The organism is Pseudoxanthomonas japonensis, from assembly GCF_010093445.1.
GTDB classification, from domain to species: domain Bacteria; phylum Pseudomonadota; class Gammaproteobacteria; order Xanthomonadales; family Xanthomonadaceae; genus Pseudoxanthomonas_A; species Pseudoxanthomonas_A japonensis.
On record NZ_PDWW01000034.1, the window covers coordinates 17912 to 41519 of the forward strand.

A 23608-nucleotide genomic window follows, 5' to 3' on the forward strand; every position below is an offset into this window, starting at 1 on the left:
GCGCTCCCGCTGGGAGTCGCCGAGGAATTCCGGCTATAATGCGCGGCCCGTCGCAAGGCGGGCCGATCCGCGAGATTCGGGGCGTAGCGCAGCCTGGTAGCGCATCTGCCTGGGGGGCAGAGGGTCGTCGGTTCAAATCCGGCCGTCCCGACCAATCGCGGTTCGACATCAAGCCTGCGCCGATGCGTGGGCTTTTTTGTGCCCGTCGTTCGCCGCGGGCGAGGACGGTTCACCACCACCGGCTGCAGGATCGTCCATGACTTCGATGACCGACGCGTTGATCCGCGACCTGCAACTGACGCCGCACCCGGAAGGCGGCTACTTCCGGCGCGTCTACGAGTCGGCCAAGCGCACCGAGGTCAACGGCATCGAGCGTCCCGCACTGACGGCGATCAAGTTCCTGCTGCCGGAAGGCGTGGTGACCCGCTGGCATCGCGTCGACGCGACCGAGGTCTGGGACTGGCATGACGGCAGTGCCATGGAACTGTCGATGTTCGATCCCGACCAGCGCACGCTGACCCGCGTGCAACTGGACACGTCCGCGCGTGGCGGACAGTCGAACCAGGTCGTGCCGGCGGGCGTCTGGCAGAGCGCGCGCTCATTGGGCGAGTTCACCCTGGTGGACTGCTCGGTGTCCCCGGGCTTCAGCTGGCAGGGATTCGAGCTGATGCAGAGCGGCAGCGACGTCGCGCGCACCTTGCGCGAAGCGGGCGGCAAGGTCGCCTGAACGGATCCCCCATCGGCTGTGCCGCAGTGCGTACCACGGCCGCCTTGCACGGGCACACTCGCGGCTCTTCCGTCTGGAGTCGCCGGAATGCGTTTGCCGTTCTACGGAATGCTGTGGCTGTCGTTGCTGGCCTGGTCAGCGCCTGCGGATGCGCAGGAGGCGCCGGAGAACGCATCGGCGCTTGCGGCAAAAGACGGCGTGATCGACATGGATGCGGTCGTCGTCGCCGGCGTACAGCCGGGTCCGGGCTTGTGGAAGGTGCGGCGGGGCGATCATCTGCTTTACATCCTGGGTACCCAGTCGCCGCTGCCGAAGAACATCACGTGGCGGTCGGACGAGGTCGATCAGGTGCTGCAGCTTGCCGATGAGGTCCTCGCATCCCCGGGGATCACGGTCGATGCCGATGTCGGCTTCTTTCGCGGGCTGACCCTGCTTCCATCGGCACTGAAGGCATCGAAGAACCCGGACGGACAGAAGCTGCAGGAGGTACTGCCGGCGGATCTCTATGCCCGCTGGAGCGTGCTGAAGCAGCAGTACGCGCGGCGCGACGGAGGGATCGAGAAGAAGCGTCCCCTGATCGCCGCCTACCAGCTTTATACCGAAGCGCTCTCTGATTCCGGCCTGCGCGAAGGGGGGGTCATCGATCCCGTCATCGACGCGGTACTGAAGCAGCGCAAGATGAAGCGCACGCCGACGCTGCTGAAGATCAAGCTGGAGGATCCGCGCGCGGCGCTGGCGGATTTCCGCAAGGAAAGCCTCAAGCCCGAAGACCTCGTCTGCTTCAGCAAGACGCTCGATGTCATTGAGCGCGACCTGCCGCAGGTCGCGGCGCGCGCTAACGCGTGGGCGGTCGGCGACTGGCCGGCGCTGCGATCCGGCGCCCGCCAGGATTGGCAGCAGGCTTGCGCCACGGCCTGGTTCAACACCGAGACGGCACGCAAGCGCGGCATCTCCGATATCGAGTCGCGCATGCAGGCGCGCTGGATGGAGGTCGTCGAAGGTGCGTTGCAGAAGAACCGGATCACCTTCGCCACGCTGCCGGTCTGGCAGCTGGTCAAGCCGGATGGCTACCTGGCCGCGTTGCAGGCCAAGGGATACGAGATCGAAGCGCCGGAGTGATCCGGCGCCGCACTTGCCGACTCAGCCCGCCGCGGTCAGCGGCGGCTGCGTAGCGCCCAGTGCAGGCCAGCGCTTCAGCACGCTGGCACGGATGCCGGCCGCATCGATGCCCGCTTCGGCCAGCAGGTCTTCGCGGCTGGCGTGATGCTGGAATTCGTCCGGCAGGCCAAGGTGCAGCACGGGTAGCGATATGCCCTCGGCATTGAGCAGTTCGGCCACGCCGGAACCCGCACCGCCCATCACCACGTTGTCCTCGATGGTGACGAAGCCTTGATGCGTCTTCGCCAGGTCGAGCAGCAGTTCGCGGTCCAGCGGCTTCACGAAGCGCATGTTCACCACGCTCAGGCCCAGCTCGCGCCCCACCTGTTCGGCGGCCGCGACGGTGGAGCCGAACGCGAGCAGCGCGACGCGGTTGCCGCGCACGCGCAGGTCCGCCTTGCCGATGGGCAGGGTATCCAGCGTCGTCTGCAGCGCCACGCCGGGGCCGGTGCCGCGCGGGTAACGCACCGCGGCCGGGCCATCGAAGTGGTAGCCGGTGCTCAGCATCTGCCGGCATTCGTTTTCATCGGCCGGTGCCATCACCACCATGTGCGGCACGCAGCGCAGATAGCTCAGGTCCAGGTTGCCAGCGTGCGTGGCGCCATCCGGGCCGACCACGCCGCCGCGGTCGATGGCGAACAGCACATCGAGTTTCTGGATGGCGACGTCGTGCACTAGCTGGTCGTAGCCGCGCTGCAGGAAGGTCGAATAGATCGCCACCACCGGTTTGCTGCCTTCGCAGGCCATGCCCGCCGCCAGCGTCACCGCATGCTGCTCGGCGATGGCCACATCGAAGTAGCGCTCCGGATATTCCTTGCTGAAACGCACCAGGCCGGAGCCCTCGCGCATCGCTGGCGTGATGCCCAGCAGTTTCGGTTCGGCGGCGGCCATGTCGCACAGCCAGTCGCTGAAGATGTCGGTGTAGGTCGGCTTCTTGGCGCCGCCCTTGCTGACCAGGCCCTTCTCCGGATCGAACGGACCGACGGCGTGGTAGCCGATCTGGTCGCCCTCGGCCAACTCGTAGCCCTTGCCCTTGGTGGTCAGGATGTGGAGCAACTGCGGGCCCTTCAGGGTCTTCAGCGTCTTCAGCGCGCCAACCAGCGCCTCGACATCGTGGCCGTCGATCGGACCGGTGTAGTGGAAGCCCATCTGTTCGAACAGCGTGGAGGGAACGAACATGCCCTTCCAGTGTTCTTCCCAGCGTCGCATGAAGCGCGCCGGTGGCTTCTTCTTGTCGCCCAGCAGTTTCTTGCCGCCCTCGCGCAAGGCGTTGAGCGTGCGGCTGCTGCTCAGCCGGCCCAGCATCTTGGTGAGGCCGCCGACGTTCTCGGAGATCGACATCTGGTTGTCGTTGAGGATCACCAGCAGGTTCGGCTCCGGCTCCATGCCGCCGGCATGGTTGAGCGCTTCGAACGCCATGCCGGCCGTCATCGCGCCATCGCCGATGACGGCGACCACCTTGCGGTCGTCGCCCTGCTGCTGCAGTGCGATGGCCATGCCGAGCGCCGCGGAGATCGAGGTGGACGAGTGGCCGACGCCGAAGGTGTCGTACTCGCTTTCCTCGCGCTTCGGGAACGGCGCCACGCCGTCCTTCTGCTTCACCGTGTGGATGGTGTCGCGGCGACCGGTCAGGATCTTGTGCGGGTAGGTCTGGTGGCCGACGTCCCACACCAGGCGGTCGCGCGGGGTGTCGAACAGGTAGTGCAGCGCCACCGTCAGTTCGATCACGCCCAGGCCCGCGCCGAAATGTCCGCCGCTCCTGCCGACCGACTCGATCAGGTAGCCCCGCAGTTCCTCGGCGATGGCGGGCAGTTCGGACTCGTCGAACTGGCGCAGGTCGGCCGGGACGTGGATGCGGGAAAGACGGGGATAGCGGTCGGGGGCGATCATCGGCAGCAGGCTGGTTCTGAGCCGGTATTGTCCCCCCCGGATGTGAAGTGGGGCAAGCAAACACGTGAAGCCGGCGTGGACCCGGCCCGGGTGGTTCAGGAAGGTTCTCGCGGCGTCGTGACGCTCAGGCAGACAGCTTGGACTTCCTGGGCAACTGGGCCTTCAGGAAGGCCATCTGGTCGGCCAGGGTGAGCGGGCGCGCTTGCGATCTGCCAGTGGCAGATCGCGCGTCAGCGAACGCACGCGCGCAAGTGCGGGCGGGGCATCCTGGCAATGAATCACGCCGAGAGCTTCGACTTCTTCGGCAGTTGGGCCTTCAGGAACGCCATCTGGTCGGCCAGGGTGAGCGGGCGCGCTTGCGATCTGCCAGTGGCAGATCGCGCGTCAGCGAACGCCCGCGCGCAAGCGCGGGCGGGGCGTCCTGGCAATGAATCACGCCGAGAGCTTCGACTTCTTCGGCAGTTGGGCCTTCAGGAACGCCATCTGGTCGGCCAGGATGTTGCGGTTGGACAGGATCAGGTGCTCGATCCAGCTCGGCCGGTACGGCACGGCAAGCAGCGGCATGTGGGCCTGCTGCGGGGTGCGGTTGCTCTTGCGCGAGTTGCAGTGGAAGCACGCGGTCACCACGTTTTCCCAGATGTCCTTGCCGCCCTTGGACAGCGGCAGCACGTGGTCGCGGGTCAGGTGTGGGCGGGAGTATTCGTGCCCGCAGTACAGGCACAGGTGGGCGTCGCGGGCGAACAGGGCGGTGTTGGTGAGCGTCGGGGTGGGCGAGAGGGCATGCGCACGCGCGTGGCCGCGCGAGGCCACGATGGGATGCAGCTCGATCAGGCTCTGCTCGCCGGTCAGGCGGGAGACGCCGCCATGCACGTGCAGGCAGGGGTCGCCCAGCGTCCAGGCGACCGCGCCGCGCGCGTACAGGCAGGTCGCGTCCTGCCAGTTGATCCAGTCGAGCACGCGCCCATGCGCATCGAGCGACAACAGTCGCAGGGCGGCGGGGTGGGGGCGGGGGGACGACGGCGACGGGACCGGCGAGGAAAGGGAACCGGTCTGGACCAGGTGAAGCTGAGCGCTGTCTGCTTCCATGGAGAAGCAGGTTATACCCAAATGTTGACGAAATGTGTATCCGGCGCGGCTTTTGTCCGGAGGAGCGCGATACCCGCGCTCCTCCGATACCGGGTCAATCGCCGAAACGCGCGTCGTCCATCGCCATCAGCGTGTCCGCGCCGGACTCGATGGCGGCGGCATGGGACAGCGTGCGGGGCAGGATGCGGGCGAAGTAGAAGCGCGCGGTCTCGCGCTTGGCCTGCTTGAAGGCATCGCCATGCGGGGACGCGGCTGCGGCCGCGACACTGCGCGCCCACCAGTAGGCCAGCACCACGTAGCCCGAATAGAACAGGTAGTCCGTGCTTGCCGCGCCGATTTCCTCTGGATTCGCCGCCGCGCGCTGCAGGATGTTCTTCGTCAGTCCCGCCCATTCGGCGGCCTTCTGCTGCAGCGGATCGATGAACTCGGTCAGCGACGCATCGTCCTTGTGCTGCTGGACGAAGGCGTGCACGTCGGCGAGGAACAGCTTCAGGCCGGCAGCCTGCGTTGCTGCGGTTTTGCGACCCATCAGGTCGAGTGCCTGGATGCCGGTGGTGCCTTCGTACAGCGTGGTGATACGGGCATCGCGCGCCAGCTGTTCCATGCCGTGTTCGTGGATGTAGCCGTGGCCACCGAAGCACTGCAGCGCGTGGTAGGTGTTCTCGATGCCCCATTCGGTCTGGCAGGCCTTCGAGATCGGCGTGAGGAAACTCACCAGCGTGTCGGCGCGTTCGCGTTCCGTCGGATTTTCCGCGTGGTTGGCGATGTCGATCAGCGTGCCGGCATGCAGGGCGAGCAGGCGGCTGCCTTCCACCAGCGACTTCACCGTCAGCAGCATGCGCCTTACGTCCGGGTGGACGAGGATGGGATCGGCCGGCTTGTCGGGAAACTTCGCGCCGCTGAGCGAGCGTGTTTGCAAACGCTCGCGCGCGTAGCGCAGTGCGTTCTGGTACGCGCGTTCGCTCAGGCCGATACCCTGCAATCCGACGCCGAGGCGCGCCGTGTTCATCATGGTGAACATCGCCTGCAGGCCCTTGTGCGGCTGGCCGACCAGATAGCCTTGCGCGCCGTCGAAATTCATCACGCAGGTAACGGACGCCTTGATGCCCATCTTGTGTTCGATCGAGCCGCACGACAGCGCGTTGCGCTCGCCAACCGTGCCGTCGCGCGCCACCTTGAATTTCGGCGTGACGAACAGCGAGATGCCCTTCGCGCCCGGCGGCGCGTCCGGCAGCTTGGCCAGTACCAGATGCACGATGTTGTCGGTCAGGTCGTGCTCGCCCGCCGTGATGAAGATCTTGGTGCCGGTGATGGCGTAGCTGCCATCGGCGTTCGGTTCGGCCTTGGTCTTCAGCAGACCGAGGTCGGTACCGCAGTGTGGTTCGGTCAGGCACATCGTGCCGGTCCAACGGCCTTCGACGAGCGGCTTGAGGAAGATCTCCTGCTGCCACGCCTCGCCGTGGTGCTTGAGCGCTTCCACTGCGCCGTGCGACAGCAGCGGGAAGTTGCCCCAGGCCAGGTTGCTGGCGTTGACCAGCTCATTGAGCGGCACGCCCATCGTGTGCGGCAGGCCCTGGCCGCCCAACTCGGGCGAGGCCGTCAGCCCGGTCCAGCCGCCTTCCACGAACTGCGCGTACGCCGCCTTGAAGCCCGGCGGTGTGGTGACCTCGCCGGTGGCCTTGTCGAGCTGGCTGCCGATCTCGTCGCCCACGCTGTTCAGGGGGGCGAGCACGGTTTCGGTGAAGCGCGCCGCCTCGTCCAGCACGGCATCGAGGATGTCGCGGGTGGCGTCGGTGTAGCCGAGGCGCTGGAACAGCGGTTCGACGCCCAGCACGTCATACAGGGCGAAGCGGAGATCGGTCAGGGGAGCTTTATAGGACGCGGGCATGCGGGTTCTCGGAATCGCGGATGTGGGAAAGGCCGCGCTCAGCGCAGCACGCCGTCCAGGCCGGGGACGGGATTGAGGGTGCTGCGGGTATCGATGTCGAAGCTGCGCTGCTTGGCTTCGTCCGGCGTCGCCGCGGCAGTGCCCTTCAAGGTGTAGGGAAGGGTGCGACGGCCGGCGAGTGCGTCCGCCACCCCGATGCGGCCGGCGCTGCTGGGTGCGAAGGTCACGGTGACGACATCCGCGGATTCGGGACCCACCGACAGGCCGGGCGTGGCGCGAAGCTTGCCGGCGTCCTGGTCGCCGACCTGCACGTCGACCTCGACGGTGTCGAAGCGCATCGGGATGCTGCTGTAGTTCTGCAGTCGCAGGTCCACCGCCCATTGGCCGTCGGCCTTCACTGTCAGTTGCTGGACGCTGACGGCCGGGTCGGAGACGCGGCGGACCACGCCATCGCCGCAGCCGCCCAGCAGGGCGGTTGCCGCCAGAAGTGCCAACAGGGAAGTACGTCGCATCATGCCGCGGCTCCATGAGGGAATGCGGCAGGATACTACGGCGTATGGCGGCCGGAATGACAGTCCGGCCGGTCATGGACGGATCAGTCGTGTTGCGCTGCGGCAGGCTTCCACACGAAGGTGGCGACGCTGCGCGCGGGCAGCGTGTAGTCGAACGACCGGTCGCCTTGTCCGACGCTGAAGCGACGGGTCTGCTTCGCCGAGTTCGCGACGAGGAGTACCAGCGAACCGTCATCGGCGTTGAGGAACGCGACGTTGTCCAGGTCGTCCCCGGACTCGCTGGACGCGATCCGGTGCGCGCCCGGTCGCACGAACCGGCTGGCATGCGCCAGCGCGTAGTACTCGTCGGTGCGCGTGATGTCGCCCGTGCGCGAGTCGATGGTCACCACGCCGCGGCAGGTATCGCAGCCGCCGGCGTAGGGGCCGTTCTTCTCGTCCAGTGCCAGGTTCCAGAACAGCGCGCCGCGTGCCCAGTGGCGAGCGCTGCGGATGATGATGTTCTTCATCTGCAACGGCAGGCCGCCGCTGCGCACCGGCTCCCAGTCACCGCCGGAGCACTCGGTCATGTAGGCGTCCTTGTCGGGGAACGCGTCGTGCACGGGCGACTGCGCGGCGACGTCACCGCCATAGCAGTGCCAGGCGACGGCGGCAACATGCGGGTTCGCCTTCGCGTCGCCCAGCACGCCCAGCGGTTCCTGCGGTTTGTCCCAGTTGTGGTCCCAGTCGAAGATCAGCGGACCGTTGCCGCGCGCGGCGATCATCGGACCCAGATGGTCGCCGATCAGCCGCGCACGCGCCGGCGCGTTGAGCCGCATGCCGGGATAGTCCTTGGGCTCGTAATCCGGTTCGTTCTGCACGGTCAGCGCGAAGATCGGGATGCCCTCCGCCGCATACGCATCCACGTACTTCAGCAGGTAGCGCGAGAACGCGTCGTAGTACTGCGGCAGCAGCGTGCCCTGGATCAGGCTGTTGCTGTCCTTCATCCAGCCGGGTGCGCTCCATGGCGAGGCCATGATCTTCAGCTGCGGATTGATCGCCAGCATCGCGCGTGCCACCGGGATCACGTCGCCGCGGTTCTTGTCGATGCTGAAGTGCTCCAGTTCCGGATCAGGCTTGCCATCGGGCGTGTCGGCGAGGCTGTAGTGATAGCGGGAAAAATCCGATGCGCCGATGGTCAGGCGGGAGAAACTCAGGCCCAGGCCATTGCCGTCGCGGCCGAACAGCTCGTTCAGCAATGCCTCGCGTTGCCGAGGATCCAGCGTGTGCTGGATCAGCCATGCCGACGAGTCGGTGAGTGACGCGCCGAAGCCGACGATTTCCTGGAAGCGCTCGCCGTCATCGACCTCGATGCGCGGGGTCGCCAGGACCGCACCGGACTCGAATCGCGCAGGGGTTGACGCGGCGAGGGTGGTCTTGTGGTCGGCCGTCGTGATCCATACGGCGACGTCCTGAGCATGCGCCAGAGGCGTGAGTGCCAGCAGCAGCGGGACGAACAGGTGGCGGAAGCGGAGTCGTAACGGGGCGCATCGGCGCATCGGGATTCCTCATAGGAAAGGGTCTGGATATGACGCGAATTCCTGGTGGAATCCACGCAAAGCGGGTGCTGCAACGCAGCGAAACTTCGTTGTCCGGTCGCCGAACGGCAAGCGAATTCAATGCTGAGTGCGACAACATGTCGCACGCGTTAGGAATTTGTTGACAGTGCATTGGAGCTTCGATATGACAGCGCTGTCAACACGGGTCGGAGAGGGACCACATGAAGTACTCGAATCACATTTCCAGCGCATCGTCGCGTCGCGCGCCTCGCAAGCAGCATCTGGCTGTCGCGTGCTGCATGGCGCTGGCGCTTCCGATGGCCGCAAGCGCCCAGCAGGCTGCGTCCTCGGCCGATCCTTCCGTGGAAACGCTCGACGCCGTCAAGGTCACCGGCATCCGGGCTGCCATTGCCTCGGCAGTGGAGACGAAAAACGAATCCACCTCCATCGTCGAGGCGATCTCCGCCGAGGACATCGGAAAACTGCCGGACATCAGCATCGCCGACTCGATCTCGCGTCTGCCGGGCCTGACCATGCAGCGCGTCGACGGACGCGCGCAGGTGATCCATATCCGCGGCATGTCCGAGCAGTTCGCCGGCACGCTGCTCAATGGTCGCGAACAGGTCACGACCGGCGACAACCGCGGTGTCGAGTTCGACCAGTACCCAGCCGAACTGGTCAGCGGCGTAACCGTGTACAAGACACCGGATGCCTCACTGGTCGGACAGGGCCTGTCCGGTACCGTCAACATGCAGACCGTGCGGCCGCTGGATTTCAGCGAACGCAGGATCGTGTTCAGTGGCCAGGGGGAGTCCAACTCGCTGGGCGACCTGACGGCCGGTGGCGACGACAAGGGCTATCGCGTTTCCGCGTCCTACATCGATCAGTTCGCCAATGACACGGTCGGCCTCGCCATCGGCGTGGCACGCATGAATTCCCCTTTCCAGGAAAAGCATTACAAGTCCTGGTGGTGGGCCAACACCGACATGTGGGGCACGCCGCAGGACGGCAAGCCGGCCGATGCGATCGCTTTGCAGGGAGCCGAGGGCTGGGTCAAGTCGCGCGACATGACGCGCGACGGCGTGATGGCGGTGCTGGAATTCAAGCCCAGCGACACCTGGCACAGCGTGCTGGATGCCTATCACTCCAAGTTCGACCAGGGTGAGTGGATGCGGGGCGTGATGTGGACCAACGATCCGTGGTGGAACGGTGGGGCGGCGGACTACTCCAACGTCGGCACGACGGACTACCACGGCACGCCGGTCGTCACCAGCGGTACCTTGAGCGGTATCCAGCCCCTGGTGCGCAACGACGACAACCGGCGCGAATCGAAGCTCGATTCCTTCGGCTGGAACAACGAATTCAAGTTGGGAGCATGGACCCTGGGAGCCGATGCGAGTTACTCGCGCGCCGAAATCGAAGAGTCCAAGCTGGAGGCCTACGCGGGCATGCTGGGCGGAGTGACGACGGATTTCCGCATCCCGTTGTCGCCGGGTTATGCCCACTATGCGTTGCCCGACATGTCCGATCCAAACGCCGTATACCTGAGCGATCCGCAAAGTTACGGGCGTGAAGCACGCCTCGAGGACTCGCGGCAGAAGGACGAACTGAAGGCCTTCCGGCTCTCGGTCAACCGTGCGGTCGAGTCGTCCGATTTCCTTCGCAGTTGGGATGCGGGCTTCAACTACAGCAAGCGGACCAAGAGCAAGAGCGCTGACGTGTACTTCGGCCTCCTGCGGAATGATCGCGAACCCACCCTGGTCGATCCGTCTCTGCTGCTGGCGCCGACCGATCTCGGCTTCGCAGGAATGGGCCGGGTGCTGACATTCAATCCCCGCGCGCTGCTGTCCCGTTACTACGATGTCGCCCTGAACGAGGACAACAACGACCTGCAGAAGGACGCGATCACCGAAGAGCAGATCAAGACTTTCTATTTCAAGGCCAACCTGGACATGGACATCACGGATGCCGTGCGCCTGCGCGGCAACGCCGGCGTCCAATACATCCGCACCGAGCAGACATCCCAGGGCGTCTATTTCGACCCGACCGGCATGCACATCGGTTCGGCAGGGGCATCGTACGGCGACATCCTGCCCAGCCTGAATCTTGTGCTGGACTTCGGAAACGGCTGGAACGTGCGGTACGGCATGGCCAAGGAACTGATGCGTCCGCGCATCAACGACATGGGCGCCTACGCCAGCGTCGGCCTGTCGGATGGCAGTACTGGTCCCCGCGTGTGGTCCGGCAGCGGCGGCAATCCGTCGCTGGAACCGTATCGCGCCAATGCGATCGACCTCTCGATCGAGAAGTACTTCGGTGTCGCCAGCTACGTGGCACTAGCCGGCTTCTACAAGAACCTCGATTCGTACGTTTATACCCGGAACATTCCTTGGGATTTCTCCGGTTACGATTACACCGGCGCCGCGCCGCCGTCGAACTTGGGCGAATTCTCCACACCGGCCAACGGCACCGGCGGTTACATGCGTGGCGTCGAAGTCAGCACCGCACTCGGTGGCGACCTGATCAATCCGGCGCTGGATGGCTTCGGCCTGCTGGTGAACGCCTCCTACACCGAGTCGTCGATCGATCCGGATGGTCCCGACCAGGGTTCCAGCACCGACACGTTCCCCGGCCTGTCCAAGATCGTCGCCAATGCCACGGTCTACTACGAGAAGCATGGGTTCTCGGCGCGAGTCAGCCAGCGCTATCGCGACAAGTACCGCGGCGAATACAGCAGCCTGTTCGGCCAGCGCGTGTACCGATACACGCTCAGCGAGCGCACCGTCGACCTGCAGCTGGGCTACGACTTCCCGGAATCCAGCCGTCTGTCGGGCCTGTCGCTCCTGCTCCAGGTGAACAACGTCAACAACGAGCCTTTCCGCACGGAAGTCAGCTCCGGCACGCATCCGGACCTGTTCTTCCCCGAGGAGTACACCGAGTACGGCCGCCAGTACCTGCTCGGCTTCCGCTACAAGCTGTGATCGCCGCACGTCATCGATAACCGCAGTACCTGACGGGATGCGGGGCCTGGCCCCGCGTCCCGTCGGACTTTTCGTCCAGGCGCGGATCCTGTCGGGGATGCTGTACGCGCCGCCATTCCGGGAGAAACGAGTGAATCCGATCCGAGTGACCCTGCTGGGGGCCAGTCTTCTGGCGTGCCTGTCGTGTACGGCGCAGAAGGATCCAGAACAGAAACCCGCCAGTGCAACGGCGAACGATGCCGCTGAACTGAAGGACTGGCCTGCGCTGAAAAGCAGCTTCGCCAAGGATCCAGCCATCGAGGCACGCGTGGCGGAGATCCTCGCCAGCATGACGCTGGAACAGAAGATCGGGCAGATGGTACAGCCGGAGATCAAGGCCATCACGCCGGCCGACGTGCGCAAGTACTACATCGGCTCCGTGCTCAACGGTGGCGGCTCCTGGCCGGCGATGAACAAGCACGCCAAGGTCGAAGACTGGGTCAAGCTCGCGGATGCCTACTACGACGCGTCCATGTCCACTGACGCGAAGATCCCGGTGCCGGTGATCTGGGGCACCGACGCCGTACACGGCCACAGCAACGTCTACGGCGCGACTATCTTCCCGCACAACATCGGCCTGGGGGCCGCGCACGACGTCGAACTGATTGAGCGCATCGCCGAAGCCACCGGCCAGTCCACGCGCGCCACCGGCGTCACCTGGACGTTCGCGCCCACCGTCGCCGTTGCACAGGACGCACGCTGGGGCCGCACTTACGAAAGCTATTCCTCGCAGCCGACGCTGATCCGCGAGTACGCAGCCGCCTACGTCAAGGGCATGCAGGGCCTGCTCGACAAGGACGGCAACGTCGTCGCCACCGCCAAGCACTTCATCGGCGATGGTGCCACCGACGGCGGCAAGGACCAGGGCAATGCCACGGTCACGCAGTCGACGATGATCAACGTCCACGGCCAGGGCTACTACGGCGCCATCGAGGCCGGCGTGCAGACGGTCATGGCGTCCTTCAACAGCTGGAACGACGTGGCCGCCGGCAAGGACTACGGCAAGATGCATGGCACACGCGACCTGCTGACGGTCGCGCTGAAGGAGAAGATGGGCTTCGACGGCTTCGTCGTCTCCGACTGGAACGGCATCGGCCAGGTCACTGGCTGCAGCGATGACAGTTGTCCGCAGGCCATCAATGCCGGCATCGACATGGTGATGGTCCCCGACAAGTGGAAGACCTTCATCGGCAACACGATCGCGCAGGTGAAGTCGGGCGAAATCCCGCAGGCGCGCATCGACGATGCCGTCACCCGCATCCTGCGCGTCAAGCTGCGCGCCCGCCTGTGGGAGCACAAGCCGTCGGCCAGCCAGTTCGCCGGCAAGCCGGAATCGCTGGTGCATCGCGATCTCGCGCGTCGTGCTGCACGCGAATCGCTGGTGCTGCTGAAGAACGACGGCGGTGCATTGCCGCTGAAGAAGGGCCAGCGCGTGCTGCTGGTGGGCAAGAGCGCCGACAGCATCTCCAACCAGACCGGCGGCTGGTCGCTGACCTGGCAGGGCACCGACAACACCAACGCGGACTTCCCGAATGCCGACAGCATCGCCGCCGGCCTGCGCGAGCAACTGGGCGAGGCGAATGTGCTGTTGCGCGACAACGCCGAGGGGGTGGATCCGGCCAGCTACGACGTCATCGTCGCTGCCATCGGCGAAACGCCGTATGCGGAAACGAACGGCGACATCGTGCCGTCCGACACGATGGCGCACAGCCGTCGCCATCCGGAAGACCTGGCGACGCTCAAGGCCGCGGCCGCCACCGGCAAGCCGGTGGTCACCGTGTTCCTGTCCGGCCGCGCGCTGTACGCCAACGATCTGATCAACCTGTCCAACAGCTTCGTGGCCGCATGGCTGCCGGGCACGGAGGGCAAGGGCGTCACCGACGTGCTGGTGGCCGGCGCCGATGGCAAGCCGGCGAATGACTTCCGCGGCAAGCTGACGTTCCCATGGCCGGCCGTTGCCTGCCCGAAAGCCGACAGCACGCCGCAATTCGCGCTGGACACCGGCCTGCGTTACGGCGACAGCAGCAAGGTCGGCAAACTGCCGGAAGACAGTGCGGCGAGCTGTGGCGACGCCACGGCGATGGGCGTATTCAACCAGTCCGACGTCGCACCCTTCAGTCTGCAGATGGGCGCAGGCAGCGAAGAGAAGGCGGTGGGTTCGGACATGAACGCCACCCAGCGCTGGCCGCAGGCCAAGCCCGCATTGCAGGTCGCCACCGTGCAGGTCAACACGCAGCAGGATGCCAAGGAAGTGACCTGGCTGGCGCCGGCACGCTTCTTCGCCCGCAATCCGTCGAAGAACAACCTCACCTCGATGGCGACCGCACGCGGTGCCGTGCAGTTCGACGTGATCGTCAGACAGGCGCCGACCAAGCCGGTGCAGTTCACCGTCGGCTGTGGTGCGAACTGTGGCGCCAGCCTTGACCTGACCGCCAGCTTCTCCGGCGCCGCCGTCGGCAAGAAGCAGACGGTGAAGGTGCCGCTGGCGTGCTTCGGCAAGCTGGGGGCCGACCTGAGCGGCGTGGATACGCCTTTCAGCATCACCGCCGACGCGCCGTTCGCTGCGGCCTTCACCAACATCCAGGTGGTGGCCGGTGCGGCCGACGCACCGGATGCGGTGAAGTGCGCGCAATAAGGTGGTCCACCCGGCGCCCCGCAGTTTCCCTGCGGGGCGCTGACGCAGTGCAAGTTGCAATCGCGCGGCGGCTCCGTAGGCTGGCCGTTCCGTCCGGATCCCATACCAGCAGGCATACCAATCCATGACCACCCAACCCACCCGATGGTCGCAGTTCGGCGTGCTGATCACCGTCTTCTTCTTCTGGGGTTTCGTTGCCGCCAGCAACGACATCCTGATCCCGGTGTTCAAGAAAGCCTTCAACCTGACGCAGGCGCAGAGCCAGTACGTCGCCGTCGCGTTCTACGTCGCGTATACCGTCGGCTCGTTGATCTACGTGGCGGTCTCCAAGATCATCGGCCTCGATCTGCTCAACAAGATCGGCTACAAGAACGGCATCTGCCTGGGCCTGGTGATCTCCGCGCTGGGTACGCTGCTGTTCTATCCGGCGGCCAACGCCGGGTCGTTCAACCTGATGCTGTCAGGCCTCTTCATCGTCGGCCTGGGCTTCTCGCTGCAGCAGATCGCGGCCAATCCCCTGGCCATCGTCATCGGTGATCCCAAGACCGGTGCGCAACGGTTGACGCTGGCTGGCGGCATCAACAACTTCGGCACCACCATCGGGCCGTTGCTGGTCAGCGTGGCGATCTTCGGCAGCGTGCTTTCGGGCGGCACCGAAGCGAGTATCGAAAGCGTCAAGACGCCCTACCTGGTGCTGGGCGTGGCGTTCATCCTGGTGGCGATCTTCCTGAAGTTCTCCTCGGTGCCCAACCACATCGACCTGGAGAAGCTGTCGGAGAACGAAGCGCAGGACAGCAGCAAGCTGATCCACAAGAAGTCGGCGCTCGGCTATCCGCAGCTGGTGCTGGGCATGATCGCCATCTTCGTCTACGTCGGCGTGGAGGTGTCCACCATCAGCAATCTGCCGGCCTATCTCGAGTCCCCGGAAGGCCTTGGCCTGGATACCTCGCAGATCGCGCCGTTCGTGTCGCTGTACTGGGCCAGCCTGATGATCGGGCGCTGGGGCGGCGCGGCGGGCGCATTCAACGTCGGCTCCGGTGCCAAGCGCTGGCTGACGCTGTTGCTGCCGTACGTGGCGTTCGGTGTGTTCCTGGCTGTCAACGCGATCATGAAACATGAGGTGTCGCAGTTCTTCGGCTACGCCGCCGTTATCGTGCTGATGATCCTGGCCACGCTGGCCAGCAAGGGCAACCCGGCGCGCATGCTGCTGTATTTCGCTGCCTGCGGCATCGCTGCGCTGCTGATCGGCATGTTCACCACCGGCTGGACCAGCGTGGTGGCCTTCATCAGCGTGGGCCTCTTCTGCAGCACCATGTGGCCGTGCATCTTCGCGCTGGCGATCACCGGCCTGGGCGACAAGACCAACCAGGGCAGCAGCCTGCTGATCATGATGATCATGGGTGGCGGCTTCGTCAGCCTGGCGCAGGGCCTGCTGGCCGACAAGGTCGGCGTGCACTTCAGTTTCATCGTCGGCGTGGCCTGCTTCGCCTATCTGGCGTTCTACGCCATCGCCGCGACGCGCACGCTGCGCAACCAGGGCATCGATCTGGACAAGCTCGCCGCCGGCAGCGGCCACTGAGTGCGGTGCGCGCCGGAGAGAGGCCGGCGCGCATCCCCCAAGCCACCGGGCCACTCTCCGCCCGGTGGCTTTTCTTTTGCCGGAGCTCTTTGCGCCATGCCAGCGAAGGCGCACCATCGCAGCCTGGGTTCATGCACCGGGGGCGGCGATGGTGACGGAGAGGCGTGGTGGAAGGGGCAAGCGCTGGGTGGTCGGATTGCTGCTGGTGCTGTTAACGCTCGCGATCGCGACCTGGGCGGCATTCCGGCTGAGTCCATGGCCGTCCGTCCTGCTGATCCGCTGGACGTTCGACCGGGGTGCCGCCGAGACCTCCGCCGCCCTGCAGAAGCACCTGCCTGCCAGCGTCTCCGAACGGCGGGGGCTGGCCTACGATCCGCGCGATCCGGAGGCGCTGCTGGACGTGTATTACCCGCCGGAGGGGCAGCGCGGCGCGCAGCGGCCGACCACGGTGGTGTGGGTGCATGGCGGCGGCTTCGTGTCCGGTCGCCGCGACGATGTCGCCAACTACCTGCATGTGCTCGCCGCGCGCGGCTTCGTGGTGGTCAACGTGGACTACCGCATCTCACCCGGCGCGACGTGGCCGACGCCGGCGCGTCAGCTCAATGCGGCGCTTGCCTACCTGCAGGCGCATGCGGACGAACTGGATATCGATGCGACGCGCATCGTGCTGGCGGGCGATTCGGCGGGCGCGCAGATCGCGGCCGAGGTCGCCAACCTCACCACCTCACCGGTCCATGCACGGCACATGGGCATCGTGCCCGCACTGAAGCCCACGCAACTCGTGGGCACGTTGCTGTTCTGCGGTCCTTACGACGCGGCGCTGGTGGACTGGGACAGCGCGTTCGCCGGCTTCATGCGTACCGTGCTGTGGTCCTATTTCGGCGAGAAGGACTTCATGGCCGATCCGCGCGTCGATACCTTCTCCGTGCTGCGCCACGTCACGCCGTCATTCCCGCCTTCCTTCATCAGTGCCGGCAACGCCGATCCTTTGGAGCCGCATTCGCGTGCACTGGCGGCATCACTGGAAGCGCAGGGCGTAAAGGTGGACGCGCTCTTCTTCCCCGACGATTACGTGGACGCGCTGCCGCACGAGTACCAGTTCAACCTGGACAACGAGGCAGGGCAACACGCGATGGACCGCAGCGTGGCCTTCCTGCAAGGCCTCGGACGCGGCGCAGACCCGCGTCACTGATACCGCATCAGCCAGCCAGGGCGAGCTCGGCGTCGGCCTGCAGTGCGCGCTGGCGGTCGGCATGCCGGTACAGCAGGTTGGCCCGCTGTCGCGCCCATTGCGTAGCCCATCCGATCGCGCGTTCCTCGCAGCGGACTGCCATCTCGAATGGCGCGATGTCCCCCATGTCGACGAGGATCCGCAGCACGATGCCGTCGCGCAGCGGCCGCACTTCGGCAATCGTCGTGCCGTCCACGCACAGATCATGGCCTGCGTCGGTACGGTGCCAGGCGAAGCGGTCGGGAAGGATGTGGGAAACGGGCTTAATGGCGATGTTCACGTGGATGTTCCAACGGGGGCGGCGGAGCGACCTTGGGGCGCCGTACGTGAAGGCGACATCAACGTGTACTAGCACGCGCCCGTAGCGCGTACGGGTCGACAGAGGCTGCGTCCGCTCGACAGCCAGTTGGTACGAATCAGCCCAGCGGTATCAACGGCGTCTGGTCGAAGCGGTCTATCAGCGGATTGCAGCGGTCGATCAGAGCCATGATGGCGGGAGACTGTAGCGCTCCCCGCTGATCTTCTTGGCTGCGCCAGAACTCGGTAACAAACACACCGTCCGGATCATCTTGCACGCCGCTGACCAAATAATCGATGCAGCCGGGACTCAGGCATGCGGCACTCGCGACTTCATCCATGACTTCGGTGAAGGCGCCACGCGAACCTGTCTTCACTCTGATGAAGGTCGCCAAGCCATAGCCATAGCCATTCGTGGGGGGGCGTGCATCTTCGTACATATACATGGTGGCGAACCTATACATGCTCGCGACTATCGCCTGACCCGTGTCAGTGTGCGTGGGTCAGAAGTCACATATGGCGTGCTGCCGGCCCGCTATCACGTCAACAAGAACGCGCAGGCCTCGATCAAGTGAAGCCGCGCCGCCAGCATCGGCGCGCGGGCCGTCAGTCGTTGCGCCTGGCCAGCATCGTCTCGATCAGGTCGAGGATCTCGGCCAGCGGAATGCCGTAGGAGCCGGCCTGGCCGGCGTCGAATGCCTGCTTCCACTGGTGGTATCCATCCAGGTAGGCCGGGTCGGGCGTAGCCGCGCCGACGAGTTCGGCGCCGCTGCGCTCCAGCACCTGGCCGATGACGGGCAGGTGGGCGAAGGTGGTGAGGAAGCCCTCGCGAAGGCTCGGGTGACGGATGCGCGCGTGGGTCACGCTGACATGCAGGATCTCGCCGCCCAACGGATGTGCGTCGATGCGATTGATCGTCAGCACCGGGGTCTCGGTGGCATGGCGGCCGCGGCAGCGCCAGCGCTGGCCGATGGCGTAGGGGGACGTGGCAGGCATCATGGCGGCGCGGGAGGACGGGCGGGGCCCGCAGGATAGGCAGCGCATGCCGGCTTGTCCGTTACGCCGGGCCTTACCGGCGCGAATCGCCCGATCCGGCAAAGCGCAGAGGCGGCGTTCGCCTCCGCGCGGGACAGGGCGGGACGGGCTGTGCTCCCACGCCCGGTACCGCGATCCATGCGTCGGGCGACCGTGAGCGAGGGCATCGGCATGCCACCTCGTCCGATTGTCATTGTCCTGAACGCTCCGCGCCCCGCGATATCCCGTATCGACGCCTCCGCTGTGCACATTGCGTGCCTGCCAGTGCACGCACCCCGTACGCTCCGCGAGTCAACGACATGCGCCTCGATTCAAATTCCCTTTTCATTGCCAGGGTGTGCGGTGTTGCCGTCCTCGTGCTCGTCGCCTGGCTGCACTGGAATGGACAGGACGTCACGCGCAGCACGCCACGCTGCGAACCAAGCGAGCTGCCGCCAGGCCAGACAAGCGACTGCGCACGCTGTCAGCAGGACATGGCGATGTCGCGCACGACCGATGATGTGCCGCCGGTGCCTGCACGCGGCGGCACCGCGGCGCCGCGCTCCTAGTCTTCCGGGCAACGCCCCGCGGCCTGTTCGGCCTTGGCGGTGTCGAGTGCGGCCTTGGCGGCCGCGGACTCCGTCGCCATGTCCGCGAGCTTCTGCTGGTTCTTCTCGGTGGGCGAATCCACGATGCGTTGGCGGAGCTCTTCGTAATCCTTGTCGATCCTGTCGACGGCCTTCTGTTTGGACGCGACGCTGGCGCACGTCGGCGCATCGCCTCCGCGTGCAAGGCCACCGCCGCCGCACGCGGACAGCATCAGGAAGGAAAGCAGGATGAGCGGTCGCATGGAGGATCCTCGGAAGAGCGTGCGACCAGCGTAGTCAGGCAAGGCGGAGAGCTGCGTGAAGCGACGGGCCAGGGCGGCTGGTGCGGCAGATGTCCTGCTGCGGCCTTGCGGGCAGTGCCCCTAGAAGCGTTCGCCTGCGGGCAGGTAGCGCCATTGCCCCAGGGGCAGCTTCGAGAGCGAGATGCGACCTATCCGCAGGCGCCTGATGGACACCACGTCGAGGCCGCCCTCGCGGCAGCGATGCCGGAGCTCGCCAGGCTGCACGTCCTTGATCGCAAAACGCAGGCGCACTTCGTTCTGCCAGCTCACCTTGCAGGGCGCCAATCCACGGCCCTGGTAACTGGAGGCATGGCCGATGCGGCCGAGCGTGTAGGGGTGGACGTTGCCGCGGATCTCCACCACGAACTCCTGTTCGATCTGCGCGTAGTCCTCGGTCAGCTTGCGCCACACCCGGCCATCCTGGCTGAGCACCATCAGGCCGCTGGCCTCAGTGTCCAGCGGCACCAGCGGGGTCAGGCGTTGCAGGTGGCGCTTGAGTGCGCGCACGCCGCTGTCGTCGTCCGGCAGACGCGTTGCCGGCGTGGCCAGGGCCGCTGCGTCCTGCCAGGCCACGCCTGCCGGTTTGTGCAGCAGCAGCGTCGCGGGCTCGGCGATGCGGAGTTCGGCGGCGGGATCGATGTCCACGCGTTCGTCGGTGACCGGATGCTGTGGCGTTTCCACGATCTCGCCATCGACGGTCACCCAGCCGCCTTCGATGTACTGCTCGGCTTCCGAGCGCGAACAGCCGAGCAGTTCGACGACGCGCCTGGCGAGGCGGATGGGCTCTGGCATGGGGGGGCACCGGGATTTTCAGCGGACGCGAAAAAGGCCTGCATCGCTGCAGGCCTTCTCGGGAAAGGTGGTGGCCCGGGGCGGATTCGAACCACCGACACGCGGATTTTCAATCCGCTGCTCTACCAACTGAGCTACCAGGCCAGAATGTTCCGCAGGACGGCCGAGCCGGTGCGAAGGCGACGAATGATACGGATCGCGGTCGGGTATGGCAAGCCGTACCGTCGGCTGAATGCGGGCGCCGGCTGCCGGTACCCGCGGCCCACCACGGGCGCATCATCGGCACCCGGAGAGAGCCCCGCACGCCCGAGGAGGCCGCGCATGAAACCCCTACTTCCCTTTGCCCTGCTGGCGGCAGCCGCACTGTCCGGCTGCGCCACCGACGGCAAGCAGACCGACGCCGAGAAACTGGCCTTCTACCGCGACCATGCCGGCGAACCGGTCAAGGACTTCCAGTACTTCGGCCGCCTCAACGGCTGGACGCCGCTCGGCGACGGCGCGCTGGCCGTCTGGACCAGGCCCAGCGAAGGCTACCTGCTGGAACTGACCGGCCCCTGCCAGGACCTCGACTACGCGATGTCCATCAGCGTCACCCAGTTCGGCAACCGCGTGTCCGCCCGCTTCGACGATGTCGTGCCGCTGGGCGCGGGCACGTCCAGCATCAAGATTCCCTGTCGCATCGAAACCATCCGTCCGTTGGACGTGAAGGCCCTGCGCGCCAGCGAGAAGGAAATGCGCGAGGCGGCACTCGAAGAGCGGAAATCGACCCCGTAGAGCGGAGCTTGCTCCGCTGCCCGTGGCGATGGTTCATGTTGTGGGTGAGCGTGCGGACCCGGGCAAGCTCGGTTCTACGGAAGCGGGTCGAGGTGGTGCGGCTTACGGCGTGGGCACGTAGCCGGCCGGCTTGTCCGCGCCGCCGCCGAACAGGAACTTCTCCAGTTCCGTTTCCAGGAAGGCGCGGTGCTTGGGGTCGCGGGGCGACAGGCGGTTCTCGTTGATCAGCATGGTCTGGTGCGCCAGCCAAGCCGCCCACGCGGGCTTGCCGACGTTCGCGTAGATGCGCTTGCCCAGCTCGCCAGGGTAGGGGACGAAGTCCAACCCTTCCGTATCGCGTTGTTCGTGTTGGCAGTAGACGGTGCGCGACATCGAAGACGTCCTGTGGTGAGTCACTGGATCCCCGCTTACGCGGGGATGACGGCAGAAAGCAGTTTGCGGATCGGCGCGGGCAGGCCCAGCGTGGCGAGGTCGCCACGCGCCACCCAGCGCAGGGCCTGCCCCGTACCGGATACGGGGTCGTCATTGTCTCGCACCGCGTCGCGCAGGGCGACCTTGCGCAGGCGCAGCGGCTGCAGGTGCAGGCGGTAGTGGCTGAAGGTGTGCACGACCACGGGCAGTTCTTCGGCGTTGTCGTACGTGCCCTTCATCTCGCGCGCGAACCAGTCGCGCATGTCTGAATCGGTGTCGGCCTGCGGCAGCGTCCACAGCGAGGCCCAGATGCCGGTCTCCGGACGGCGCTGCAGCAGGATCTCGCCATCAGCGTTCTCAAGCCACAGGGCCACGGCCTCGCGTTCGGGCAGGATCTTCGATGGCTTGGAGGTGGGCAGGGCGGCAACGAGGCCATCGCGGCGCGCGGCGCAGTCGTCCTGTAGGGGGCACACCACGCACGCCGGCTTCGCGCGCGTGCACAGCGTGGCGCCGAAATCCATCTGCGCCTGCGTGTAGTCGGCAAGCCGTCCGTCGGGCACGTCGCGCAGGTGCTGTTCCGCCAGCGCCCACAGCTGTTTCTCCACCGCCGGCAGACCCGGCCAGCCGGCGATGCCGTGGAAGCGCGTCAGCACGCGCTTGACGTTGCCGTCGAGGATCGGGAGCCGGTCGTTCCACGCCTGCGACAGGATCGCGCCGGCGGTGCTGCGCCCGATGCCGGGCAGCGCGTGCAGCGCATCGAAATCGCGAGGAAGTTCACCGCCGTGCTCGGCAACGCAGACTTTCGCAGCGGCGTGCAGGTTGCGGGCGCGGGCGTAGTAGCCCAACCCTGCCCAATGCGCCATCACGTGGTCGGTGGTGGCAGCTGCAAGGTCGGGCAGGGTGGGGAAGCGTTCGATGAAGCGCAGGAAATACGGCGTCGCCGTGGATACCTGCGTCTGCTGCAGCATGATTTCCGACAGCCACACGCGGTACGGTGTGCGCGGATGCTGCCACGGCAGGTCGTGGCGCCCGTGCCCGTCGAACCAGCTGAGCAGGCGATGCGCGAAGGAGTCGGCGCTCACGTGCAACGTCCTGTGGGAGCGACGTCAGTCGCGATCGACCACCGCGATGGCGTCATCGCGACTGGCGTCGCTCCCACAACGGCGGTGGAACTGATGTCAGCCGCCACCCAGCGCTTCCGGCAGCAGCGCGTCGACGAAGGATTCCGCATCGAACACGCGCAGGTCTTCCACGCGCTCGCCGATGCCCGCGTAACGGATCGGAATGCCGAACTCGCGCGCCAGCGCGAACACCACGCCGCCCTTCGCCGTACCGTCCAGCTTGGTGACCACCAGGCCGGTGACGCCGACCGCGGCATGGAACTGGCGCAGCTGCGAGAGCGCGTTCTGGCCGGTGGCGCCGTCGATGACCATCAGCACCTCGTGCGGTGCATCCGCGTCGATCTTGCCGAGCACACGGCGGATCTTGCCGAGCTCGTTCATCAGGCCGGTCTGCGTGTGCAGGCGGCCGGCGGTATCGGCGATCAGCACGTCGAAGCCGCGCGACTTGGCCGACTGCAGGGCGTCGAACGCGACCGAGGCCGCATCCGCATCCTGGCCCTGCGCGACCACGGGCACACCGTTGCGCTCGCCCCAGGTCTGCAGCTGCGCGACGGCGGCGGCGCGGAAGGTGTCGCCGGCCGCCAGCATCAGGCTGTGGCCGTCCTGCTTGAAGCGGCGCGCCAGCTTGCCGATGGTGGTGGTCTTGCCGACGCCGTTGACGCCGACGGTCAGCACGACGAAGGGCTTGCGGCCGGCATCGATGACCAGCGGCTTCGCGACCGGCGTGATCAGCGCGATCAGGTCCGCGCGCAGCGCCTTCAGCAGCGCCTGCGCATCGGCGAACTCGCGCTCCTTCATGCGCTTGCGCAGGTCCTCGATGATCGCGGTGGTGGCGGGCACGCCGACGTCGGCGGTCAGCAGTGCGGTCTCGATCTCGTCCAGCAGGTCGTCGTCCAGGCGCGGGTTGCGCGTGAACAGGCCGGCCAGGCCCAGCGCGGCGCTGGTGCGGCGCAGGCGGTCGCGCCAGCCCGACTTGCCGGCAGCGGCAGCGGGCGCCGCGTTGCTCTCGAGCTCCCTCTCTTCCGCCTGCGGGGGAGAGGGCGGGGGTG

Annotated in this window: 21 protein-coding genes and 2 tRNA genes; 9 read left to right on the top strand and 14 right to left on the bottom strand. The window is 66.3% G+C overall.

Going from position 1 to position 23608, the window contains the following annotated elements:
• Window positions 1-77 precede the first annotated feature (77 nt).
• From CSC78_RS17360 to CSC78_RS17370, 3 genes are all read left to right on the top strand, one after another.
• A tRNA-Pro gene (locus CSC78_RS17360) sits at window positions 78-154 on the top strand.
• A gap of 102 nt (window positions 155-256) precedes the next feature.
• Window positions 257-727, top strand: coding sequence for a cupin domain-containing protein (locus CSC78_RS17365; protein ID WP_162339119.1), 471 nt, complete (start codon window positions 257-259; stop codon window positions 725-727).
• A gap of 87 nt (window positions 728-814) precedes the next feature.
• On the top strand, window positions 815-1846 hold the full coding sequence (locus CSC78_RS17370) for a TraB/GumN family protein (protein WP_162339120.1): 1032 nt from the start codon (window positions 815-817) through the stop codon (window positions 1844-1846).
• 21 nt (window positions 1847-1867) lie between these two features.
• On the opposite strand, the gene dxs is transcribed toward CSC78_RS17370, so the two are convergent.
• The 5 genes from dxs to CSC78_RS17395 all read right to left on the bottom strand — a co-directional run bounded on the left by dxs (window position 1868) and on the right by CSC78_RS17395 (window position 8796).
• The gene (dxs, locus tag CSC78_RS17375) at window positions 1868-3775 is read right to left on the bottom strand and encodes a 1-deoxy-D-xylulose-5-phosphate synthase (protein WP_162339121.1); all 1908 of its coding nucleotides are present in this window, start codon (window positions 3773-3775) and stop codon (window positions 1868-1870) included.
• Window positions 3776-4207: 432 nt separating this feature from the next.
• Entirely contained in the window at window positions 4208-4861 is a 654-nt protein-coding gene (locus tag CSC78_RS17380; RefSeq protein ID WP_162339122.1) for an HNH endonuclease, read from the bottom strand.
• A 94-nt stretch (window positions 4862-4955) separates the two neighbouring features.
• Window positions 4956-6749: an acyl-CoA dehydrogenase C-terminal domain-containing protein gene (locus CSC78_RS17385; protein ID WP_162339123.1), complete on the bottom strand. Its 1794-nt coding sequence runs from the start codon at window positions 6747-6749 to the stop codon at window positions 4956-4958.
• A 38-nt stretch (window positions 6750-6787) separates the two neighbouring features.
• A complete protein-coding gene (locus CSC78_RS17390; RefSeq protein ID WP_162339142.1) occupies window positions 6788-7261 on the bottom strand; it encodes an NDR1/HIN1-like protein in 474 nt (157 codons plus the stop codon).
• 83 nt (window positions 7262-7344) lie between these two features.
• The gene (locus CSC78_RS17395; protein WP_162339124.1) at window positions 7345-8796 is read right to left on the bottom strand and encodes a glycoside hydrolase family 30 protein; all 1452 of its coding nucleotides are present in this window, start codon (window positions 8794-8796) and stop codon (window positions 7345-7347) included.
• 221 nt (window positions 8797-9017) lie between these two features.
• Here CSC78_RS17395 and CSC78_RS17400 point away from each other — a divergent pair, with 221 nt between their 5' ends.
• The 4 genes from CSC78_RS17400 to CSC78_RS17415 all read left to right on the top strand — a co-directional run bounded on the left by CSC78_RS17400 (window position 9018) and on the right by CSC78_RS17415 (window position 17222).
• A complete protein-coding gene (locus CSC78_RS17400; RefSeq protein ID WP_162339125.1) occupies window positions 9018-11777 on the top strand; it encodes a TonB-dependent receptor in 2760 nt (919 codons plus the stop codon).
• 130 nt (window positions 11778-11907) lie between these two features.
• Window positions 11908-14451, top strand: a complete 2544-nt coding sequence (locus CSC78_RS17405) for a glycoside hydrolase family 3 protein (RefSeq protein WP_238391329.1) — start codon at window positions 11908-11910, stop codon at window positions 14449-14451.
• A gap of 124 nt (window positions 14452-14575) precedes the next feature.
• The gene (locus tag CSC78_RS17410) at window positions 14576-16030 is read left to right on the top strand and encodes an MFS transporter (protein WP_162339127.1); all 1455 of its coding nucleotides are present in this window, start codon (window positions 14576-14578) and stop codon (window positions 16028-16030) included.
• A gap of 151 nt (window positions 16031-16181) precedes the next feature.
• Window positions 16182-17222 carry an alpha/beta hydrolase gene (locus CSC78_RS17415; protein WP_202924215.1) on the top strand — a complete coding sequence of 347 codons (1041 nt, stop codon included), beginning with the start codon at window positions 16182-16184 and terminating at the stop codon, window positions 17220-17222.
• A 7-nt stretch (window positions 17223-17229) separates the two neighbouring features.
• Here the strand turns inward: CSC78_RS17415 and CSC78_RS17420 are convergent, their stop codons facing one another.
• The 3 genes from CSC78_RS17420 to CSC78_RS17430 form a co-directional block, all read right to left on the bottom strand.
• Window positions 17230-17541, bottom strand: coding sequence for a hypothetical protein (locus CSC78_RS17420; protein ID WP_162339129.1), 312 nt, complete (start codon window positions 17539-17541; stop codon window positions 17230-17232).
• 136 nt (window positions 17542-17677) lie between these two features.
• Window positions 17678-18004: a putative quinol monooxygenase gene (locus CSC78_RS17425; RefSeq protein ID WP_162339130.1), complete on the bottom strand. Its 327-nt coding sequence runs from the start codon at window positions 18002-18004 to the stop codon at window positions 17678-17680.
• A 160-nt stretch (window positions 18005-18164) separates the two neighbouring features.
• On the bottom strand, window positions 18165-18554 hold the full coding sequence (locus CSC78_RS17430) for a hypothetical protein (protein WP_238391330.1): 390 nt from the start codon (window positions 18552-18554) through the stop codon (window positions 18165-18167).
• Between the two features lie 338 nt (window positions 18555-18892).
• On the opposite strand from CSC78_RS17430, the gene CSC78_RS17435 reads away from it, so the two are divergent.
• Window positions 18893-19141, top strand: a complete 249-nt coding sequence (locus tag CSC78_RS17435) for a hypothetical protein (protein ID WP_162339132.1) — start codon at window positions 18893-18895, stop codon at window positions 19139-19141.
• On the opposite strand, the gene CSC78_RS17440 is transcribed toward CSC78_RS17435, so the two are convergent.
• From CSC78_RS17440 to CSC78_RS17450, 3 genes are all read right to left on the bottom strand, one after another.
• On the bottom strand, window positions 19138-19422 hold the full coding sequence (locus tag CSC78_RS17440; RefSeq protein WP_162339133.1) for a hypothetical protein: 285 nt from the start codon (window positions 19420-19422) through the stop codon (window positions 19138-19140). The two genes, CSC78_RS17435 and CSC78_RS17440, sit on opposite strands and share 4 nt — an antisense overlap.
• A gap of 120 nt (window positions 19423-19542) precedes the next feature.
• Window positions 19543-20253 carry an rRNA pseudouridine synthase gene (locus CSC78_RS17445; RefSeq protein WP_162339134.1) on the bottom strand — a complete coding sequence of 237 codons (711 nt, stop codon included), beginning with the start codon at window positions 20251-20253 and terminating at the stop codon, window positions 19543-19545.
• 68 nt (window positions 20254-20321) lie between these two features.
• Window positions 20322-20397, bottom strand: a tRNA-Phe gene (locus CSC78_RS17450).
• 177 nt (window positions 20398-20574) lie between these two features.
• Here CSC78_RS17450 and CSC78_RS17455 point away from each other — a divergent pair.
• The gene (locus CSC78_RS17455; protein ID WP_162339135.1) at window positions 20575-21027 is read left to right on the top strand and encodes a DUF6491 family protein; all 453 of its coding nucleotides are present in this window, start codon (window positions 20575-20577) and stop codon (window positions 21025-21027) included.
• A 102-nt stretch (window positions 21028-21129) separates the two neighbouring features.
• Here CSC78_RS17455 and CSC78_RS17460 read toward each other — a convergent pair whose 3' ends face one another.
• The 3 genes from CSC78_RS17460 to ftsY form a co-directional block, all read right to left on the bottom strand.
• Complete coding sequence (locus tag CSC78_RS17460; protein ID WP_162339136.1) at window positions 21130-21399, bottom strand: oxidative damage protection protein; 270 nt, start codon at window positions 21397-21399, stop codon at window positions 21130-21132.
• Between the two features lie 35 nt (window positions 21400-21434).
• Complete coding sequence (gene mutY / locus CSC78_RS17465; RefSeq protein ID WP_379609451.1) at window positions 21435-22520, bottom strand: A/G-specific adenine glycosylase; 1086 nt, start codon at window positions 22518-22520, stop codon at window positions 21435-21437.
• Window positions 22521-22616: 96 nt separating this feature from the next.
• The coding region (gene ftsY, locus CSC78_RS17470) for a signal recognition particle-docking protein FtsY (RefSeq protein ID WP_238391331.1) at window positions 22617-23608 on the bottom strand (992 nt) is incomplete at its 5' end.

Coding starts and splice junctions, on each gene's coding strand:
- CSC78_RS17385 (WP_162339123.1), bottom strand. CDS start 6,749: ATGCCCGCGTCCTATAAAGCTCCCCTGACCGATCTCCGCTTCGCCCTG.
- CSC78_RS17370 (WP_162339120.1), top strand. CDS start 815: ATGCGTTTGCCGTTCTACGGAATGCTGTGGCTGTCGTTGCTGGCCTGG.
- CSC78_RS17445 (WP_162339134.1), bottom strand. CDS start 20,253: ATGCCAGAGCCCATCCGCCTCGCCAGGCGCGTCGTCGAACTGCTCGGC.
- CSC78_RS17410 (WP_162339127.1), top strand. CDS start 14,576: ATGACCACCCAACCCACCCGATGGTCGCAGTTCGGCGTGCTGATCACC.
- CSC78_RS17440 (WP_162339133.1), bottom strand. CDS start 19,422: ATGCGACCGCTCATCCTGCTTTCCTTCCTGATGCTGTCCGCGTGCGGC.
- dxs (WP_162339121.1), bottom strand. CDS start 3,775: ATGATCGCCCCCGACCGCTATCCCCGTCTTTCCCGCATCCACGTCCCG.
- CSC78_RS17365 (WP_162339119.1), top strand. CDS start 257: ATGACTTCGATGACCGACGCGTTGATCCGCGACCTGCAACTGACGCCG.
- CSC78_RS17430 (WP_238391330.1), bottom strand. CDS start 18,554: ATGCCTGCCACGTCCCCCTACGCCATCGGCCAGCGCTGGCGCTGCCGC.
- CSC78_RS17390 (WP_162339142.1), bottom strand. CDS start 7,261: ATGCGACGTACTTCCCTGTTGGCACTTCTGGCGGCAACCGCCCTGCTG.
- CSC78_RS17395 (WP_162339124.1), bottom strand. CDS start 8,796: ATGCGCCGATGCGCCCCGTTACGACTCCGCTTCCGCCACCTGTTCGTC.
- CSC78_RS17455 (WP_162339135.1), top strand. CDS start 20,575: ATGAAACCCCTACTTCCCTTTGCCCTGCTGGCGGCAGCCGCACTGTCC.
- CSC78_RS17400 (WP_162339125.1), top strand. CDS start 9,018: ATGAAGTACTCGAATCACATTTCCAGCGCATCGTCGCGTCGCGCGCCT.
- CSC78_RS17380 (WP_162339122.1), bottom strand. CDS start 4,861: ATGGAAGCAGACAGCGCTCAGCTTCACCTGGTCCAGACCGGTTCCCTT.
- CSC78_RS17425 (WP_162339130.1), bottom strand. CDS start 18,004: ATGTATATGTACGAAGATGCACGCCCCCCCACGAATGGCTATGGCTAT.
- CSC78_RS17435 (WP_162339132.1), top strand. CDS start 18,893: ATGCGCCTCGATTCAAATTCCCTTTTCATTGCCAGGGTGTGCGGTGTT.
- CSC78_RS17460 (WP_162339136.1), bottom strand. CDS start 21,399: ATGTCGCGCACCGTCTACTGCCAACACGAACAACGCGATACGGAAGGG.